At 61.5% G+C, this 17403-nt stretch carries 18 protein-coding genes; 5 read left to right on the plus strand and 13 right to left on the minus strand.

What is annotated here, in order from left to right; genetic code table 11:
* Positions 1 to 23: 23 nt before the first annotated feature.
* Entirely contained in the window at positions 24 to 1106 is a 1083-nt protein-coding gene (locus PVT67_RS08380) for a Glu/Leu/Phe/Val dehydrogenase dimerization domain-containing protein (protein WP_336407824.1), read from the minus strand.
* 203 nt (positions 1107 to 1309) lie between these two features.
* On the opposite strand from PVT67_RS08380, the gene PVT67_RS08385 reads away from it, so the two are divergent.
* Positions 1310 to 1768 (plus strand): DUF4826 family protein, encoded by a 459-nt coding sequence (locus tag PVT67_RS08385; protein WP_301499449.1) that lies wholly within the window; start codon positions 1310 to 1312, stop codon positions 1766 to 1768.
* 27 nt (positions 1769 to 1795) lie between these two features.
* On the opposite strand, the gene PVT67_RS08390 is transcribed toward PVT67_RS08385, so the two are convergent.
* The 6 genes from PVT67_RS08390 to rluE all read right to left on the minus strand — a co-directional run bounded on the left by PVT67_RS08390 (position 1796) and on the right by rluE (position 7200).
* Positions 1796 to 2914 carry a cupin domain-containing protein gene (locus PVT67_RS08390; protein ID WP_301499450.1) on the minus strand — a complete coding sequence of 373 codons (1119 nt, stop codon included), beginning with the start codon at positions 2912 to 2914 and terminating at the stop codon, positions 1796 to 1798.
* Positions 2915 to 3030: 116 nt separating this feature from the next.
* The gene (purB, locus tag PVT67_RS08395) at positions 3031 to 4398 is read right to left on the minus strand and encodes an adenylosuccinate lyase (protein WP_301499451.1); all 1368 of its coding nucleotides are present in this window, start codon (positions 4396 to 4398) and stop codon (positions 3031 to 3033) included.
* Between the two features lie 2 nt (positions 4399 to 4400).
* Positions 4401 to 5006, minus strand: a complete 606-nt coding sequence (gene hflD / locus PVT67_RS08400; RefSeq protein WP_301499452.1) for a high frequency lysogenization protein HflD — start codon at positions 5004 to 5006, stop codon at positions 4401 to 4403.
* Positions 5003 to 6118 (minus strand): tRNA 2-thiouridine(34) synthase MnmA, encoded by a 1116-nt coding sequence (mnmA, locus tag PVT67_RS08405; protein WP_301499453.1) that lies wholly within the window; start codon positions 6116 to 6118, stop codon positions 5003 to 5005. The genes hflD and mnmA overlap by 4 nt, the downstream gene beginning before the upstream one ends.
* A gap of 48 nt (positions 6119 to 6166) precedes the next feature.
* Positions 6167 to 6592, minus strand: a complete 426-nt coding sequence (locus tag PVT67_RS08410; protein ID WP_301499454.1) for an NUDIX domain-containing protein — start codon at positions 6590 to 6592, stop codon at positions 6167 to 6169.
* Positions 6589 to 7200 carry a 23S rRNA pseudouridine(2457) synthase RluE gene (gene rluE, locus PVT67_RS08415; RefSeq protein WP_336407825.1) on the minus strand — a complete coding sequence of 204 codons (612 nt, stop codon included), beginning with the start codon at positions 7198 to 7200 and terminating at the stop codon, positions 6589 to 6591. Before rluE ends, PVT67_RS08410 begins: the two co-directional genes overlap by 4 nt.
* A 253-nt stretch (positions 7201 to 7453) precedes the next feature.
* On the opposite strand from rluE, the gene PVT67_RS08420 reads away from it, so the two are divergent.
* Positions 7454 to 9682 carry an NADP-dependent isocitrate dehydrogenase gene (locus PVT67_RS08420; protein WP_301499455.1) on the plus strand — a complete coding sequence of 743 codons (2229 nt, stop codon included), beginning with the start codon at positions 7454 to 7456 and terminating at the stop codon, positions 9680 to 9682.
* A gap of 104 nt (positions 9683 to 9786) precedes the next feature.
* Here PVT67_RS08420 and cspD read toward each other — a convergent pair whose 3' ends face one another.
* On the minus strand, positions 9787 to 9996 hold the full coding sequence (cspD, locus tag PVT67_RS08425) for a cold shock domain-containing protein CspD (RefSeq protein WP_301499456.1): 210 nt from the start codon (positions 9994 to 9996) through the stop codon (positions 9787 to 9789).
* Positions 9997 to 10185: 189 nt separating this feature from the next.
* On the opposite strand from cspD, the gene clpS reads away from it, so the two are divergent.
* On the plus strand, positions 10186 to 10500 hold the full coding sequence (gene clpS, locus PVT67_RS08430; RefSeq protein ID WP_301499457.1) for an ATP-dependent Clp protease adapter ClpS: 315 nt from the start codon (positions 10186 to 10188) through the stop codon (positions 10498 to 10500).
* A 27-nt stretch (positions 10501 to 10527) separates the two neighbouring features.
* Positions 10528 to 12783, plus strand: a complete 2256-nt coding sequence (gene clpA, locus PVT67_RS08435; RefSeq protein ID WP_301499458.1) for an ATP-dependent Clp protease ATP-binding subunit ClpA — start codon at positions 10528 to 10530, stop codon at positions 12781 to 12783.
* 49 nt (positions 12784 to 12832) lie between these two features.
* Here clpA and infA read toward each other — a convergent pair whose 3' ends face one another.
* From infA to ald, 5 genes are all read right to left on the minus strand, one after another.
* A complete protein-coding gene (gene infA, locus PVT67_RS08440; protein ID WP_008482294.1) occupies positions 12833 to 13051 on the minus strand; it encodes a translation initiation factor IF-1 in 219 nt (72 codons plus the stop codon).
* 46 nt (positions 13052 to 13097) lie between these two features.
* Positions 13098 to 13817 carry an arginyltransferase gene (locus PVT67_RS08445; RefSeq protein WP_301499459.1) on the minus strand — a complete coding sequence of 240 codons (720 nt, stop codon included), beginning with the start codon at positions 13815 to 13817 and terminating at the stop codon, positions 13098 to 13100.
* Entirely contained in the window at positions 13799 to 14509 is a 711-nt protein-coding gene (aat, locus tag PVT67_RS08450) for a leucyl/phenylalanyl-tRNA--protein transferase (protein ID WP_419181035.1), read from the minus strand. Before aat ends, PVT67_RS08445 begins: the two co-directional genes overlap by 19 nt.
* Before the next feature lie 94 nt (positions 14510 to 14603).
* Entirely contained in the window at positions 14604 to 15551 is a 948-nt protein-coding gene (trxB, locus tag PVT67_RS08455; protein WP_301499461.1) for a thioredoxin-disulfide reductase, read from the minus strand.
* Positions 15552 to 15646: 95 nt separating this feature from the next.
* Positions 15647 to 16765, minus strand: coding sequence for an alanine dehydrogenase (ald, locus tag PVT67_RS08460; protein ID WP_301499462.1), 1119 nt, complete (start codon positions 16763 to 16765; stop codon positions 15647 to 15649).
* A 133-nt stretch (positions 16766 to 16898) separates the two neighbouring features.
* Here ald and lrp point away from each other — a divergent pair, with 133 nt between their 5' ends.
* Positions 16899 to 17390: a leucine-responsive transcriptional regulator Lrp gene (gene lrp, locus PVT67_RS08465; protein WP_301499463.1), complete on the plus strand. Its 492-nt coding sequence runs from the start codon at positions 16899 to 16901 to the stop codon at positions 17388 to 17390.
* Positions 17391 to 17403: the final 13 nt, after the last annotated feature.

Below are 17403 nucleotides of genomic sequence, written 5' to 3' on the forward strand. Positions count from 1 at the left end.
GGGCCTTTTTTTCCGCTGCAGCCTTACTTGCCGCCGCGGGCGATGATCTCGCGGGCCATCACGTCGGCAACGATACCGGTGCCTTTGTTCTCTGCGTCGGCGCGCTGGAAGATATCCATCAGAGTGGCGTAGATCTCTTCGACCTTGGCGGTGGCCTTGGCCGCATCATAGTCCTTCTCGAAGGAAACGTTGATGATGCCGCCGGCGTTGATCACGTAGTCGGGCGCGTAGAGGATGCCCTTGTCGCGAACAGCCTGGTCATGGCGGGCTTCAGCCAGCTGGTTGTTGGCGCAGCCGGCGATGATGCTGGCCTTGATGCGACCCAGGGTGTTGTCGTTGACGGTGGCGCCCAGGGCGCAGGGCGCGTAGACGTCCACGTCCAGGTCGTAGATCTCGTCCAGACCAACGATGGTAGCGCCCAGCTCGGCTTCGGCCTTCTTGAGGGCATCCTGGTTGATGTCGGTCACGAACAGCTTGGCGCCGGCCTTGTTCAGGTGCTCGCACAGGTAGTAGCCGACAGAGCCCAGGCCCTGCACTGCGACTGTCAGGCCTTCCAGGTCGTCGCGACCCAGCTTGTGCTTAACGGCGGCCTTGATGCCCAGGTAGGTACCCAGGGCGGTGAAGGGGGACGGATCACCGGACATGCCTTCGATACCGGCAACATAGTCGGTTTCTTTAAGGATGTGGGCGATGTCGGTGGTGGAGGTACCCACGTCCTCGGCGGTGACGTAGCGGCCGCCCAGGGTGTTCAGGTAACGACCGAAGGCGCGGAACAGGGCCTCGGACTTCATGGTCTTGGCATCGCCGATGATGACGGACTTGCCGCCGCCGAAGGGCAGGCCGGCCATGGCGTTCTTGTAGGTCATACCACGGGACAAGCGCAGCACATCGGTCAAGGCTTCATCGTCTGAGGCGTAGTTCCACATGCGGCAGCCGCCGACGGCAGGACCACAGTTGGTGTTGTGAATAGCGATAATTGCCTTGAGGCCGGTCTCCGGGTCATGGCAGAACATGACCTGCTCATGCCCATCGAACGCAGTGTGATTGAATACAGCCACGTCGTTGTTCTCCGTGTAGGGGTAATAGTGACACCAGTGGGTACGCATGGTACTTAACGTTGCCGTAAACGTAAACCAATGGTGTTCGTGACGGCGACATCTTAGATAAGTCTGGCCCCGCTGACCAGATGGCCGGAAGGTTATAGCCTCTGCTCCAACCAGTAAAGCAATCTGGACAGGGCCCCTCTTGCCTTGGGTCCAGGCCCCGGCTATGGTAGGCCGCGTGCCGTATTTGAAAAGAGGTTGTAACAATGGCCGAACAAGAACAACAGCAAGCCGCCGAGCCGCTGAGCGAAGAGCAGCGCCAGGAGCTGGAAGCCCAGTGGGTACGCCAGAGCTTCCAGAAGGCCAATGCTTATCTGGCTTCCAAGGGCATACTGCCCCAGGGCGTGCGCCAGAGCGACAGCCGGGTGCTGGCGCCTTTGGTTGCGGTGTGGCGCATCAAGGCCAAGGAAAGCAACAAGGTGTCTGACTTCTGGGTCATCACCGGCAACCTGCCGGCCGATCACCTACCCCACAGCACTGCTGCCAGTGCCCGTGAAGCACTGCGTCACTTTGCCCTCAACTGGCAGATGCAAGCCGAAAACATCCTTCGCGGCCCCGGCCGCAACGACAAGGTGCAGGTGGATTTCGCCAACCTGCTGATAGGGCGTGCCGAAGGGCTCTACAAGATTTATGACGAGCCCGGCCTCTGGCAACAGGAAGCCTGAAAAAAGCCGCCCAGAAGGGCGGCTTTTTTATTCCTCGAAGAACCAGTAACCGCGGTTGATAAGGCGGGTCAGGGGCCTGAGGGCCGCAGGATGGGCCGCCAGCAGGCCTGTGTCGGGGCAGCCCTGGTTGGCAAGCTCCTCGGCCACGGCCTGGGGCAGGGCATGGGCTTCGCCATCCACGAAGAGGCAATCGGCAACGCCGGCCAGGTAGAGGGCGCGGGTGCCGGCCAGGCGATGCAGGACTGTGCCGGCCTCCAGCAGCTGCGCTACTTCCTCTTCATGGTATTCGGGTTCGCAGGGGGCCAAGTCCAGCTCGTGTTTGGCTTCCGACAGGTAGAGGCCGAAGAAGCGGTAGAGGGTGGCTTCGTCGTCGAAGATCTCGGTCAGGCAGCGCTTGAGGCGGTTGAGCTCGGGGAGGCTTACCTCGCCGCGCTTGTCCCGTACCCGCAGATCCGGGTCGCCATAGCGGTGGTTGTAGCGCTCTTCGTCGATGGCCAGATCGGCAAAGTGGGTCAAGAGATCGCGGCCAGAAGGAGCGCGGAAGCCCACAGAGTAGTTGAGTGCCGCCGTCACCGCGTAGCCTTCATGGGGGAAGCCGGGGGGGATATAGAGGATATCGCCGGGCTCCATCTCCACGTCGATCAGGGCTTCCTTGAAGGGTTCGACCTGCAGCAGGCTGGGGTGGGGGGTCAGGGTCTTGAGTGGCTGCTTGTCGCCCACCCGCCAGCGGCGCTTGCCTTCGCCTTGGATGATGAAGACGTCGTACTGGTCCAAATGGGGGCCGACACCGCCGCCCGGTACCGAGAAGCTGACCATCAGGTCGTCCACACGCCAGCCAGGCATGAAGTCGAAGAGCTGCATCAGCTCATTGCTCTGTTCGAACCAGTGATCCACGGCCTGGACCAGCAATGTCCAGTCCTTGTCGCTGCTGGGGAAACTCTCGAAGGGGCCGTGCTGGACGTCCCAGTTCTCACCCATCCGTACCACCAACCGCGATTCCACCTCGGCCTCCATGGCCAGGCCCGCCAGGTCGTTGGCGTCCAGGGGATCCTTGAACTGCATTATGCCGCCTTTGATGAGGCAGGGTTTCTTTTGCCAGTATTCGCTGAGGAAGGCCTGGGGACCACCGGGTAATGCCAGTTTCATAAAGTCTCTTACGTAAGGAACAGCAGATGCGCTAATGCTAACCCAAGAGCGGCAAAGGCGCTTGTGGGGGATCAAAAAAGGCGGCTCTAAGGCCGCCTTCTTTCATGACTCGCCGCTTAGAGTTCGCGGGTGAGCCGCTCGGCGATGCCGAGGTAGTTGTCGGGGCGCATCAGCTTCATCTCGGCCTTGACCTCTTCCGGCAGTTCGAGGCCGTCGATGAAGGCGTGCATGCCGGCCTGGTCGACGCGGCGGCCGCGGGTCAGCTCCTTGAGCTTCTCGTAGGGCTTCTCGATGCCGTAGCGGCGCATCACCGTCTGGATGGGCTCGGCCAGCAGTTCCCAGTTCTGGTTCAGCTCGTCCAGCAGGCTCTGCTCGTTCACTTCCAGCTTGGAGATGCCCTTGAGGGAGGCCTCATAGGCGATGACGGAGTGGGCCACGCCCACGCCCAGGTTGCGCAGCACTGTGCTGTCGGTCAGATCGCGCTGCCAGCGGGACACCGGCAGCTTGGCGGCCAGGTGATCGAAGACGGCGTTGGCGATACCCAGGTTGCCTTCGGAGTTCTCGAAGTCGATGGGGTTGACCTTGTGGGGCATGGTGGAAGAGCCGATCTCGCCGGCCACCGTCTTCTGCTTGAAGTGGCCGAGGGCGATGTAGCCCCAGAGGTCGCGGTCGAAATCCAGCAGTATGGTGTTGAAGCGGGCCAGGGCGTCGAACAGCTCGGCAATGTAGTCGTGGGGCTCGATCTGGGTGGTGTACTTGTTCCACTCAAGGCCCAGGCCGGTGACGAAGGCTTCGGCCATGGCCGGCCAGTCCAGATCCGGGTAGGCGCTGTAGTGGGCGTTGAAGTTGCCGACGGCACCGTTGATCTTGCCGAGGATCTCGACGGCGGCGATTTGCTTGCGCTGGCGCTCCAGGCGCACCGCCACGTTGGCCATCTCCTTGCCCATGGTGGTGGGGGAGGCGGGCTGGCCGTGGGTGCGGGCCATCATCGGCACCGCCACGTACTTGCCGGCCAGATCTTTGATGGCGCCGATCAGCTTGTCGCAGTAGGGCAGCACCACCTGCTCGCGGGCTTCCTTCAGCATCAGGCCGTAGGACAGGTTGTTGATGTCCTCGCTGGTGCAGGCGAAGTGGATGAACTCGGTGACGGCGTTCAGTTCGCTGTTGCCGGCCACTTTTTCCTTGAGGAAATACTCCACCGCCTTGACGTCGTGGTTGGTGGTGCGCTCGATGTCCTTGACCCGCTGGGCGTCGGCCTCACTGAAGCCGGAAACGATTGCGTCGAGGGCCGCATTGGCATCGCTGGAGAGGGCAGGGACCTCCTCGATGCCGGGGGTGGCGGCCAGCAATTGCAGCCAGCGGACTTCCACTTGGACCCGATACTTGATCAGGCCAAATTCGGAAAAGATGGAACGCAGTACGGCGGCCTTATTGGCGTAGCGGCCGTCGACGGGGGAGATGGCTGTCAGGGCGGACAGTTCCATGTTTAGTGGCTCCTTAGGGCTTGGCGTGCCTCATCGACCAGGGCGCGGCGCTTGAAGAGCAGCTGCCAGCGGCTGCCGCCCAGCTGTCGCCAGAGCACCAGGGCGCGGATACCGGCCAGCAGGGCGGCCCGTACCTTGGCCTGGTTGAGGCCTTGTTGCAGATGGATAGGGGAACCAGCCACCTGGATGCGCGCACCCAGGGGACTGATGAGTTCGACATAGATGTCGGCCAGGTTGCCGAGGACCTTCTCGTCCTCGAGGCCATAGTGGCTGACTTGGCGCTTGACCTGGTTGATGCGCTCGCCCATCAGGGCCAGCACGTCGCGGCGCTTGGCGAGGCGACGTTCCAGGGCCAAGAGGCCGATAAGGTAACGGGTGAGCTCCGGGTCTTTGTTGCGGGACGCGTCTCCCAGCAGCTCTATGACCAGGCGGTAGCCTGCGTCGAGGTTTGCCCCTTCATAGACGTCTGCGGGGCGCTCGGGATCTGTGACCAAAATGCCTTTGACCACGGCCAGCAGTTGGTCGTTGTCGCAGCTGCCCTGGCGGGCGATCTTTTGTACCAGGCTCACCGCCTGGGCGGCGGCGGCCAGGGCCATGGCGCGGCTCATTGGCCACCCCGGATGTAGCTGTTGATGATGCCGCCGCCCAGGCAGACCTCGCCGTCATAGAAGACGGCGCTCTGGCCGGGGGTGACGGCGATCTGCGGCTCGTCGAACAGCACCTTGACGTCACCGTTTTCCAAAGGTTGGACGGTGCAGGGGATGTCCTGCTGGCGGTAGCGGGTCTTGACGGTAATCTTGACCGGGCCTTGTGGGCCCTTGCGGTCGACCCAGTCGAGCTGGGTGGCGATGAGGCCGTCGGAGAAGAGCAACGGATGGTCGTGGCCCTGGCCGACGATCAGCACGTTGCGCGCCACGTCCTTGTCCACCACGTACCAAGGCTCGTCGCCGGCGTCTTTCATGCCGCCGATGCCAAGGCCCTTGCGCTGGCCCAGGGTGTGGTACATCAAGCCTTCGTGGCGGCCTATGACGTCCCCTTGGGGGGTCTCGATGTCACCGGGCTGGGCCGGCAGGAAGCGCTGCAGGAAGTCCTTGAACTTGCGCTCACCGATAAAGCAGATGCCGGTGCTGTCCTTTTTCTTGGCGGTGATGAGCCCCTGCTGCTCGGCGATCTTGCGCACCTCTGGCTTGGGCAGGTCGCCGACCGGGAACAAGGTCTGGGCTATATGCTCTTCCCCCAGGGTATAGAGGAAGTAGGACTGGTCCTTGTTGGCGTCCAGGCCGCGCAGCATCTGCCAGTGACCTTCATGGCAGCGGCGGCGCACATAGTGGCCTGTGGCGATGTAGTCGGCACCCAGGGCATCGGCGGCGAAGTTCAGGAAGGCTTTGAACTTGATTTCCTTGTTGCACATGATGTCCGGGTTGGGGGTCCGGCCGGCTTTGTACTCGGCCAGGAAATACTCGAAGACGTTGTCCCAGTATTCGGCGGCGAAGTTGATCTTGTGCAGCTTGATGCCGAGCTTGTCGCACACCGCTTGGGCGTCCGCCATGTCCTCGGCGGCCGTGCAGTAGTCGGTGTCGTCGTCCTCTTCCCAGTTCTTCATGAACAGACCTTCCACCTGGTAGCCCTGGGCCTGCAAGAGGTAGGCGGACACGGAGGAATCGACGCCGCCGGACATGCCGACGATGACTTTGGTCTGGGAAAGGGGTTTGTCGCTCATTGGACTTCACAACCTCGGCGAAAAAAGTGCGCGCATTGTAGCAAAAGCCTAAGCGCCGCGCAGCACGGACAGGGGATGATGGACACCGGCCTCGAAATCCTCGATGGCCGCCAATACCAGATGGCTGCGAAGGGGGCTTTTTTCAAGCTCGGCTTTGCTCAGCCAATGGCAGGCGAGGATGTCAGGGTCTTGTGGATTGGCCGCCAGCGGCGCCGGCAGCCGGGCATAAAAGACGTGGCGCCAGAAGGTCTTGTGGGGCAGCTCCAGCCGGTAGAGCCCCAAGAGGCCCTGGGGTTCGAGCTGAAGGCCCGTCTCTTCTTTCAGCTCCCGCTTGGCGGCCTCCAGCAGGGATTCGCCACTCTCCCAGTGGCCGGCAGGTTGGTTGAACACCGATTGGCCGTCGATATCCTCTTCCACCACAAGGTAAAGACCCTGTGCCTCTATGACCCAAGCGATGGTAGCGGCCTGGATCATGGGGTCAGCTCCCTGTACTGCCCGCTCGGGATATCGTCCAGCCGGTAGGGGCCTATGGCGACCCGCACCAGGCGCAAGGTGGGAAAGCCGATATGGGCCGTCATGCGCCGCACCTGGCGGTTACGCCCTTCGGTGATGCGGATCTCCAGCCACTGGGTGGGGATGCTTTTTCTAAAGCGCACCGGCGGGTTGCGGGGCCAAAGCTCGGGCTCGTCTAGCAGCCGCACCTTGGCCGGCAGGGTAGGGCCGTCGTTGAGCACGACCCCTTTTCTTAGCGGCTCGAGATCGGCGTCGGTCGGCGCTCCTTCCACCTGCACCCAATAGGTCTTTTCGGTCTTTTTGCCGGGCTGGGTCAGGCGGGCGTTGAGGGCACCGTCGTTGGTGAGCAGCAAGAGGCCTTCGGAGTCCCTGTCCAGGCGGCCGGCGGCATAGACGCCAGGCACATCGACGAAGTCCTTGAGGGTCTGGCGGCCCGCTTCGTCGGTGAACTGGCAGAGCACATCGAAGGGTTTGTTGAACAGCAGTAGCCTGGGCGGCCCCGTGGGTGCAGGTGGCTTGCGGCGCTGCGGCCTGGGTTTGAAGGGGCCTTTGGCTGGAGCTTTTGGCAAGGGAGGAAGCCTTCGTTAAGGGCGATTGGCGCAAGCCTAGCACCAAGGGCTGGAGCGGCCAAAGCCCGCAAAAATGCGAGCTGTACAAAAACTCGGCAACTGGTCGTACCCCAATTCCAAGGCAGCAAAAAATCGGGCGTTGTTGTTATAATCCGCGCACCCTTTTCTAGCCGGTCCCGGGATAAGGATAAAAAACCACAGCCGGGGCCTGATGCGAAGTCCTTTCGCCACACCAAGCTTAGGAAGCCGTAACATGACAACAGGCAAGTCCACGATCATCTACACCATCACCGACGAAGCGCCGGCCCTGGCGACCCAGTCGCTGCTGCCCATCATCGAAGCTTTTGCCGCCAAGGCCGGTGTCGAGATGGAGACCCGGGATATCTCCCTGGCCGGTCGTATCATCGCCACCTTTCCCGAGTACCTGACCGAAGCCCAGCGCATCGGTGACGACCTGGCCGAGCTGGGCGAACTGGCCAAGACTCCCGAAGCCAACATCATCAAGCTGCCCAACATCAGCGCCTCCGTACCCCAGCTCAAGGCGGCCATCAAGGAACTGCAGGCCAAGGGCTATGCCCTGCCCGAGTACCCCGAAGAGCCCAAGAACGACGAAGAAAAGGCCATCCAGGCCAAGTACGACAAGGTCAAAGGCAGCGCCGTCAACCCCGTGCTGCGTGAAGGTAACTCCGATCGCCGCGCCCCGGCCTCCGTCAAGCAATATGCCCGCAAGCACCCCCACTCCATGGGCGCATGGGCCAAGGATTCCCAGTCTCACGTGTCCAGCATGGACCACGGCGACTTCTACGGTTCCGAGAAGTCCGTGACCATGAAAGACGCCGGCAGCATCCGCATCGAACTGGTGCAGAAGGACGGCCAGGTCAAGGTACTGAAAGACAAGCTGGCCCTGCTGGCCGGTGAAGTCATCGACGCCTCCACCATCAGCAAGAACGCCCTCTGCGACTTCTTCGCAAAAGAGATCGAAGACGCCAAGGCCAAAGGCGTGCTCTTCTCCCTGCACATGAAGGCCACCATGATGAAGGTCTCAGACCCCATCATCTTCGGCCACGCCGTCAAGGTGTTCTACAAGGACGTCTTCGCCAAGCACGCCGATCTCTTCAAAGAGCTGGGTGTGGATGCCAACAACGGTATCGGTGACGTCTATGCCCGTATCGCTCAACTGCCTACCGAGCAGCGTGAGGCCATCGAAGCGGATCTGAAGGCCGTCTACGACCAAAGCCCGGCCCTGGCCATGGTGGACTCCGACCGCGGCATCACCAACCTGCATGTGCCTTCCGATGTCATCATCGACGCCTCCATGCCGGCCATGATCCGTGCCTCCGGCCAAATGTGGAACAGCGAAGGCAAGCAGCAGGACACCAAGGCAGTGATCCCCGACCGCTGCTACGCCGGCGTCTACCAGGAAACCATCGCCTTCTGTAAGGAAAACGGCGCCTTCGATCCCCGCACCATGGGCAGCGTGCCCAACGTCGGCCTGATGGCCCAGAAGGCCGAGGAATACGGTTCCCACGACAAGACCTTCGAGATCGGCGCCGCCGGCACTGTGCAGGTTGTCGACCAGAACGGCCAGGTGCTGATGGCCCACGACGTGGAAGCAGGCGACATCTGGCGCATGTGCCAGACCAAAGACGCCCCCATCCGTGACTGGGTCAAGCTGGCTGTCAACCGCGCCCGCGCCACCGGCACCCCGGCCGTCTTCTGGCTGGACGAGGACCGTGGCCACGACAGCGAGATCATCAAGAAGGTCAAGGCCTACCTGCCCGAGCACGATACCAACGGCCTGGACATCCAGATCATGAGCCCGGAGGAAGCCACTCGCTTCTCCTTGCAGCGCATGAAAGAAGGCAAGGACACCATCTCCGTTACCGGTAACGTGCTGCGTGACTACCTGACCGACCTCTTCCCCATCCTCGAGCTCGGCACCAGCGCCAAGATGCTGTCCATAGTGCCGCTGATGAACGGTGGTGGCCTCTTCGAGACCGGTGCCGGCGGCTCTGCGCCCAAGCACGTGCAGCAGTTCGAAAAGGAAAACTACCTGCGTTGGGATTCCCTGGGCGAGTTCCTGGCCCTGGCCGCGTCCTTGGAGCACCTGGCCGAGTTCGCCGGTAACGCCAAGGCCAAGGTCCTGGCCGACACCCTGGACGCCGCTACCGCCAAGTTCCTGGACAACAACAAGTCTCCTGCTCGCAAGGTCGGTCAGATCGACAACCGCGGCAGCCACTTCTTCCTGGCCCAGTACTGGGCCCAGGCCTTGGCCGCCCAGGACAAGGACAGCGAGCTCAAAGCCCAGTTCGCTGCCCTGGCCGAGACCCTGAGCCGTGAAGAAGAGACCATCGTCGGTGAGCTGAACGGTGCCCAAGGCGTTGCCATGGACATCGGCGGCTACTACAAGCCTGATGCGGATCTCGCCGCCAAGGCCATGCGCCCCAGCGCTACCTTCAATGCCGCCCTGGCCGCCCTCTGACAAGGCAGCTGATGTGAAGGCAAGACCGCCGGCAGCTGCCGGCGGTTTTTTTTTTGCAATAAAAAAGCCCTTTCGGGCTTTCGTTACGACCGGTGACTACCGGCTCATTTCTCGTTGGGCTTGATATTCACCGCGTGGTAGCCCTTGGGGCCTTGGCTCATATCGAAGTCCACTTCCTGGCCGGCCTTCAAAGTACGATAGCCGTCCATCTGGATAGTGGAGTAGTGCGCAAAGACATCCTCACCACCCCCTTCGGGGCAAATGAAACCGAATCCCTTGGCGTTGTTAAACCATTTGACTGTTCCGGTAGCCATACGTCATTCCCGTCGTCTATATACCTGTTTTCCTGCAGTCGGTTACCGCTAAAAAGTGGAGCCCCGACCTACCTCAAAGTACAATTTAGTGGAGAAAAAAACGGAGTCAAGTTTTTTTAACAACAGGTTAACAACGAGGCTGTGCTGATGCATGGTTGGTAAAAAATGCAGCCCTAGGACTTGAAAAGCATGGCCGGCAGTACCGATATTCAACATAAAGAGCAGACAAAAACCGCCGACCCGGCGCTCAAAAGAGCGCCCATGTACAAGGTGGTATTGATGAACGATGACTACACCCCTATGGATTTCGTGGTACTGGTGCTGCAGCGTTTCTTCAGCATGGATCACGAGAAGGCCACCCAGGTGATGTTGTCCGTACACTATCAGGGCAAGGGAGTCTGTGGTGTCTTCAGCGCCGACGTGGCCGAAACCAAGGTCGCCCAGGTGAATCGATTCGCGAGGGACAATGGCCATCCCTTGCTCTGTGCCATGGAACCGGCTTGACCCATGCTGTAACTCAAGGGGGCGCATATGTTGAACAAAGAGCTGGAGCAGAGCCTGAACGACGCTTTCCGTCGGGCCAGGAACGAACGGCACGAATACCTCACTGTTGAGCACCTTCTGATGACGCTGCTGGACAACAGCGCCGCGGCCGAGGCCCTCCTCGCCTGCGGCGCCGATCTGGCGCAGCTGCGTTCCGAGCTTGGCAGTTTCATTGACCAGACAACTCCCCGCATTCCTGAAGACGACGACGATCGCGAGACCCAACCGACCCTGGGTTTCCAACGGGTGCTGCAGCGGGCCGTTTTCCATGTCCAGAGTTCCGGCAAGGAGGAGGTGACCGGCGCCAACGTGCTGGTGGCCATCTTCGGCGAACAGGAGAGTCAGGCCGTCTACATCTTGCGCAAGGCCGACATCACCCGCCTGGACGTGGTCAACTACATCTCCCACGGGGTGCGCAAGCAGGAAGACGAACCCAGCGCCAGCGAGCCTCAGCCCAAGGAGCTGGAAGGGGAGGGCAAGGCCGAAAGTTACCTGGAGATGCTCACCAACAACCTCAACGAACTGGCCCGCAGTGGTCGCATCGACCCTCTGATCGGCCGTGAGGCGGAGCTGGAGCGTACCATCCAGGTGCTGTGCCGCCGCCGTAAGAACAACCCGCTGTTCGTGGGGGAGGCCGGCGTCGGCAAGACCGCTATCGCCGAGGGCCTGGCCAAGCGCATCGTCGACGGCGAAGTGCCCGAACTCATAGAGCACTGCACCGTCTATTCCCTGGACATGGGAGCCCTGCTGGCCGGCACCAAATACCGTGGCGACTTCGAGAAGCGCTTCAAGGGCCTCTTGAAGGAACTGAAGGAAGAAGAAGGGGCCATCCTCTTCATCGATGAGATCCACACCCTGATCGGTGCCGGCGCCGCTTCCGGCGGCCAGACCGACGCCTCCAACCTCATCAAGCCGCTGCTGGCGTCCGGCAACATCAAGTGCATGGGCTCCACCACCTACCAGGAATACCGCGGCATCTTCGAAAAAGATGTGGCCCTGGCCCGGCGTTTCCAGAAGATAGACATAGTGGAACCCACAGTGGCGGACACCATCAAGATCCTCCAAGGCCTCAAGGGCCATTACGAGGAACACCACGATGTGCGCTACACCCAGGGGGCCCTGAAGGCGGCTGCCGAGCTGTCCGCCAAGTACATCAACGAGCGCCACCTGCCCGACAAGGCCATCGATGTCATAGACGAGGCGGGCGCCCGTGCCCGCCTGATGCCCAAGCGGCGCAAGACGGTCAACGAAGCGGATATCGAATCTGTGGTGGCCCGGATGGCGCGGATCCCGGAAAAATCCGTGTCCAGCAACGACAAGAACACCCTGGAGGCTCTGGACCGCAACCTAAAGCTGGTGGTGTTCGGCCAGGATCAAGCCATAGAGGCCCTGTCAGCCAGCATCCGCCTCAGCCGTGCCGGCCTCGGCGTCGAGCACAAGCCGGTGGGCTCCTTCCTCTTTGCCGGCCCTACCGGCGTGGGCAAGACCGAGGTCACCCAGCAGCTGGCCCGGCAGATGGGAGTGGAGCTCATTCGCTTCGACATGTCCGAGTACATGGAGCGCCACACTGTGTCCCGGCTCATCGGTGCCCCTCCGGGTTACGTGGGCTATGACCAGGGCGGCCTCTTGACCGAAGCGGTCATCAAGCACCCCCATTCGGTGGTGCTGCTGGACGAGATAGAGAAGGCCCACCCCGATGTCTTCAACTTGCTACTGCAGGTGATGGACAACGGCACCCTGACCGACAACAACGGCCGCAAGGCGGATTTCCGTAACGTGATCCTGGTGATGACCACCAACGCCGGCGTGCGGGAAACCGAGCGCAAGTCCATGGGCTTCAAGGCGGTGGAACACGACGACACGGCCCTTGCCGAGATCAACCGCATCTTCTCGCCGGAATTCCGTAACCGCCTGGACGGCATCATCTGGTTCAACCATTTGAGCCCGGCCGTTATCGCCCAGGTGGTGGAGAAGTTCCTGGCCGAGCTGGAGGCCCAGTTGGATGCCAGAGGCGTCACCATGGAAGTGGATGCCGAGGCCAAGACCTGGCTGGCGGAAAAGGGCTACGACCATGCCATGGGCGCCAGGCCCATGGCCCGCGTCATCCAGGAGCATCTCAAGAAGCCCCTGGCCAACGAGCTGCTGTTCGGCAAGCTGTCGGAAGGTGGCAAGGTGCTGGTCGGCGTCAAGGACGGCGATTTGCGCCTCGAGGTGGAAGGCCAGGCAGCCGCCACCACGGCCTGAGAGCAAAAACAAAAACCCGCCAACTGGCGGGTTTTTTAGCGGCTCGTCATCAACGCTGCCGAAAGACGATGCGGCCCTTGCTCAGGTCGTACGGCGTCATCTGCACGGTAACGGTGTCCCCGGTCAGGATGCGGATGTAGTTCTTGCGCATTTTACCGGAGATATGGGCGGTTACCACGTGGCCGTTCTCGAGCTCGACGCGGAACATGGTGTTGGGCAGGGTCTCCAGGATAGTCCCCTGCAACTCAATCACGTCTTCTTTCGACATTTAGATGCAAAACCTCTTGTTACCATAAATCGGCGCAGATCTTGCCCTAACTGGCCCCGGGTGTAAAGCGTTGCCACGCGCCGCCCTTGTATCGCTCGTGGGGCAGGTACTGCGTCTTGTAATTCATTTTAGTGCATTCATCTATCTGGTAACCAAGGTAGAGCCAACTCTTACCCCGCCGTTTCGCCGCCTCCAGCTGCATCAGCACCCCCAGGGTGCCCAGAGAGCGCTTCTCCTCATCCGGATCAAAGAAAGTGTAAAGGGCCGAGTAGACCCCCGGGGTTTCATCGGTGATAGCACAGGCCATCAGCTGCCGCCCTCGGTAAAGGCAGAGTAAGGTCAAGGGCAGCCAAGTGGCCTTGGCGAAATGGGTGAGCTGGCTCTCCGACGGCGGATACATGCCGCCGTCCTGGTGGCGGGCATTGATGTAGCGGCAATAGAGATCGAAGTGTTGGTGCCGCAGCACATGCTCGATACGCAAGCTGAGATCGCTGTTCTTTTTCAGGATGCGCCGCTGGCGCCGGTCCGGCTCGAAGGCCTTCACATCCACCCGCAACGACTGGCAGGCCTGGCACTGGTTGCAGTAGGGGCGGTAGACGTCGGAGCCGTTGCGACGAAAGCCCATGGCCAGCAGCACCTCGTAGCGCTCGGCATCCATGGGTGACTGAGTGACCACCAGCAGCTGCTCGTCCTTGCCCGGCAGGTAGGCACAGGGGAAGGGTTTGGTGAGGCCGCAGTAAAGGCCCTTCAGGAGGTTAACGGACATGGCCATTCTCCCGGGATCCAGAGTTCAGGCGCCATGGGCCTGTCGCGTTCGGCGGCCAGCAGGGCCAGATACTGGGCCCTGGGCATTTCGTACACCCCGAGCCGCGCCAGGTGGGGGTTCATCAGCTGGCAATCGATGAGGGCCGCCTTGCCCTCGAGGTGGGCGTGCAGGGCCACAAAGGCGGCCTTGGAGGCATTGGGGTGGCGGTGGAACATGGACTCGCCGCAGAAGATATTGCCCACCGTCACGCCATAGAGGCCCCCCACCAGTTTGTCTTCCAGCCAGACCTCGACGCTGTGGGCAAAGCCCAGGCCGTGGAGGCGGTTGTAGGCGGTGCGCATCTGCGGGCTCAGCCAGGTACCGCTCTGGCCCTCACGGGGGGCGGCGCAGCCGCCCAGCACCTGGTCGAAGGCGGTATTGCAGCGGTAGCGGTAGGGGGTCTTGCGCAGCCATTTTCGCAGGCTGGTGTTGATCACCACTTCCCCCGGCGCTATCACGCCGCGGGGATTGGGGGACCACCAGAGGATGGGTTCGCCCGGGTTGAACCAGGGGAAGATCCCCAGCCGGTAGGCCGCCATCAGCCGGGTAGGGGAGAGATCGCCACCAAACGCCAGCAAGCCGTTGGGTTGATCCAGGGCGTGGACAGGATCGGGAAAGAGGCAGGGATTGTCGGGCAGTTCAGGCAACGCTATGGTCATGGCGATCTAAGGGCGTCGATGTCTTTTTTGAGTGTAGCGCTAACTGAAAGGGCCGCGATAGCGGCCCTTGTTTCGTGAAGCTCGATGTTTAGCCTGCCAGGCCGTCGAGATAACGCTCGGCGTCCAGGGCCGCCATGCAGCCGGTGCCGGCGGAGGTGATGGCCTGACGGTAGATATGGTCCATGACGTCACCACAGGCGAAGACGCCGGGGACGGAGGTCTGGGTGGCGTTGCCTTCCAGGCCGCTTTGGACCTTGAGGTAGCCGTCCTTCATCTCCAGCTGGCCGGCGAAGATGTCGGTGTTGGGCTTGTGGCCTATGGCGATGAAGCAACCGGCCACGGCCACGTCTTCAGAAGTTTCACCAATGGTGGAGGCCAGGCGTACGGCGGTGACGCCCATGTCGTCGCCCAGCACTTCGTCCAGGGTGCGGTTGAGGTGCAGCACGATTTTGCCCTCTTCGACCTTCTTGTGCAGGCGGTCGATGAGGATCTTCTCGGCGCGGAAGCTGTCGCGGCGGTGCACCAGGTGCACTTCGGACGCGATGTTGGCGAGATACAGGGCCTCTTCAACGGCGGTGTTGCCGCCGCCCACTACAGCCACCTTCTGGTTGCGGTAGAAGAAACCGTCGCAGGTGGCGCAGGCGGAAACGCCGCGACCGGCGAAGGTGGTCTCGGATTCCAGGCCCAGGTATTTGGCGGAGGCGCCGGTGGCGATGATCAGGGCGTCGCAGGAGTACTCGCCGTTGTCACCCTTGAGGATGAAGGGGCGCTGGTTGAAGTCCACTTCGTTGATGTGGTCGAAGAGGATCTCGGTGTTGAACTTCTCGGCGTGACGCTGCATCCGCTCCATCAGCAGAGGGCCGGTCAGGTCGTCGGCGTCGCCGGGCCAGTTTTCCACTTCGGTGGTGGTGGTCAGCTGGCCGCCCTGCTGCATACCGGTGATCAGCACAGGGTTGAGGTTGGCGCGCGCGGCATAGACGGCGGCGGTGTAGCCAGCAGGGCCTGAGCCCAGGATCATCAGGCGAGCGTGTTTCATAGAGACTCCTTGCAAATCGTTGAGCGCATTCTAGGGAAAAGGGCGCAAACAAAAAACCCCCGGCGAGGCGGGGGTTTTCCGATCCAGCTAATCGCTTAAGTGTTCAGCAGGCTCATGGGCTCGGTGAAGGCCAGCTTGTGGGCTTCGGCCACTTCTTTGCAGGTGACCTTGCCGTGCATCACGTTCAGACCGGCCAGCAGGTGCTTGTCGTCCAGCAGGGCTTGTTTGTAGCCCTTGTTGGCCAGTTTGATGATGTAGGGCAGGGTGGCGTTGTTCAGGGCGAAGGTGGAGGTACGGGCCACGGCGCCAGGCATGTTGGCTACGCAGTAGTGCACCACGTCGTCAACGATGTAGGTGGGTTCGGCGTGGGTGGTGGCCTTGGAAGTCTCGAAGCAGCCGCCCTGGTCGATGGCGACGTCAACGATGGCAGCGCCTTGCTTCATGCGCTTGATGTGGTCGGCGGTGACCAGCTTGGGCGCGGCGGCGCCGGGGATCAGTACGGCACCGATCACGAGATCGGCTTCCAGCACGTGGTGCTCCAGGGCGTCAGCGGTGGAGTACAGCACCTTGGCGCGGCCACCGAACTCGGCGTCCAGGCGGCGCAGGGTGTCGATGGAACGGTCGAGGATGGTAACGTCGGCGCGCATGCCGACAGCCATGCGGGCAGCGTTGGAACCCACCACACCGCCACCGATGATGACGACCTTGGCAGGTTCAGTGCCGGGGACGCCGGAGATCAGTACGCCACGGCCACCGCGGGATTTTTCCAGGGCCTGGGCTCCGGCCTGGATGGACATGCGGCCGGCTACTTCGGACATGGGGGCCAGCAGGGGCAGGCCGCCGCGATCGTCGGTGACGGTTTCATAGGCGATGCAGACGGCGCCGGACTTGACCAGATCTTCGGTCTGGGCCAGGTCGGGGGCCAGGTGCAGATAGGTGAACAGCAGTTGGTCTTGGCGCAGGCGGGCGCGTTCCTGGGCCAGGGGCTCTTTGACCTTGACGATCATCTCGGCCTTGGCGAACACCTCTTCGGCGGTGGCCAGGATACCGGCGCCGGCGGCGACGTAATCTTCATCGGTAAAACCGATGCCGAGGCCGGCGTTGGTTTCAACCAGAACCTGGTGGCCGTGGTTGACCAGCTCGCGGACGGAAGCGGGCACCATGCCGACGCGGTATTCGTGGTTCTTAATCTCTTTAGGTACGCCGATGATCATCTGCTGTTTCCTTTGTTATCAAACAGGTAGTGGAAAGTGCGGCTAGTATAGGGAGCACCCTAGAGAATAGGTTGCTTTATTTAGGGATTTTTCAGTATTTTGTGCTGATGTGGCCCAGTGCGCTAGAGGATTTATGCTGTCATCCGCCAAAAAAGGGGTCAAAGAGCTTGACCGCATCGATCGCAACATATTGAAAGAGCTGCAAAATGACGGCCGGCTGTCCAACGTGGAATTATCCAGGCGCGTCGGGCTCTCCCCAACGCCTTGTTTGGAAAGGGTAAAAAGGCTCGAACGGCAAGGCTTCATTCAGGGTTATGCGGCCATCATCAACCCACGTTACCTGGGCTCGGCGCTGCTGGTCTTCGTGGAGGTGACATTGGAGCGCACCAGTTCCGAGGTGTTCGACCAATTCAACCTGGCGGTGCAGAAGCTCGACATCATCCAGGAGTGCCACCTGGTTTCTGGTGATTTCGACTACCTCCTCAAGACCCGGGTAGCAGATATGTCTGCCTACCGCGAATTATTGGGGGAAACCCTGCTGCGGTTGCCGGGGGTCAAGGAGACCCGAACCTACGTGGTGATGGAAGAAGTAAAGAGTGTATCCAAGGTACTGATCAATGGGTGAGGCTGGTATCATC

This window comes from Gallaecimonas kandeliae (assembly GCF_030450055.1).
Classification (GTDB): Bacteria; Pseudomonadota; Gammaproteobacteria; order Enterobacterales; family Gallaecimonadaceae; genus Gallaecimonas; species Gallaecimonas kandeliae.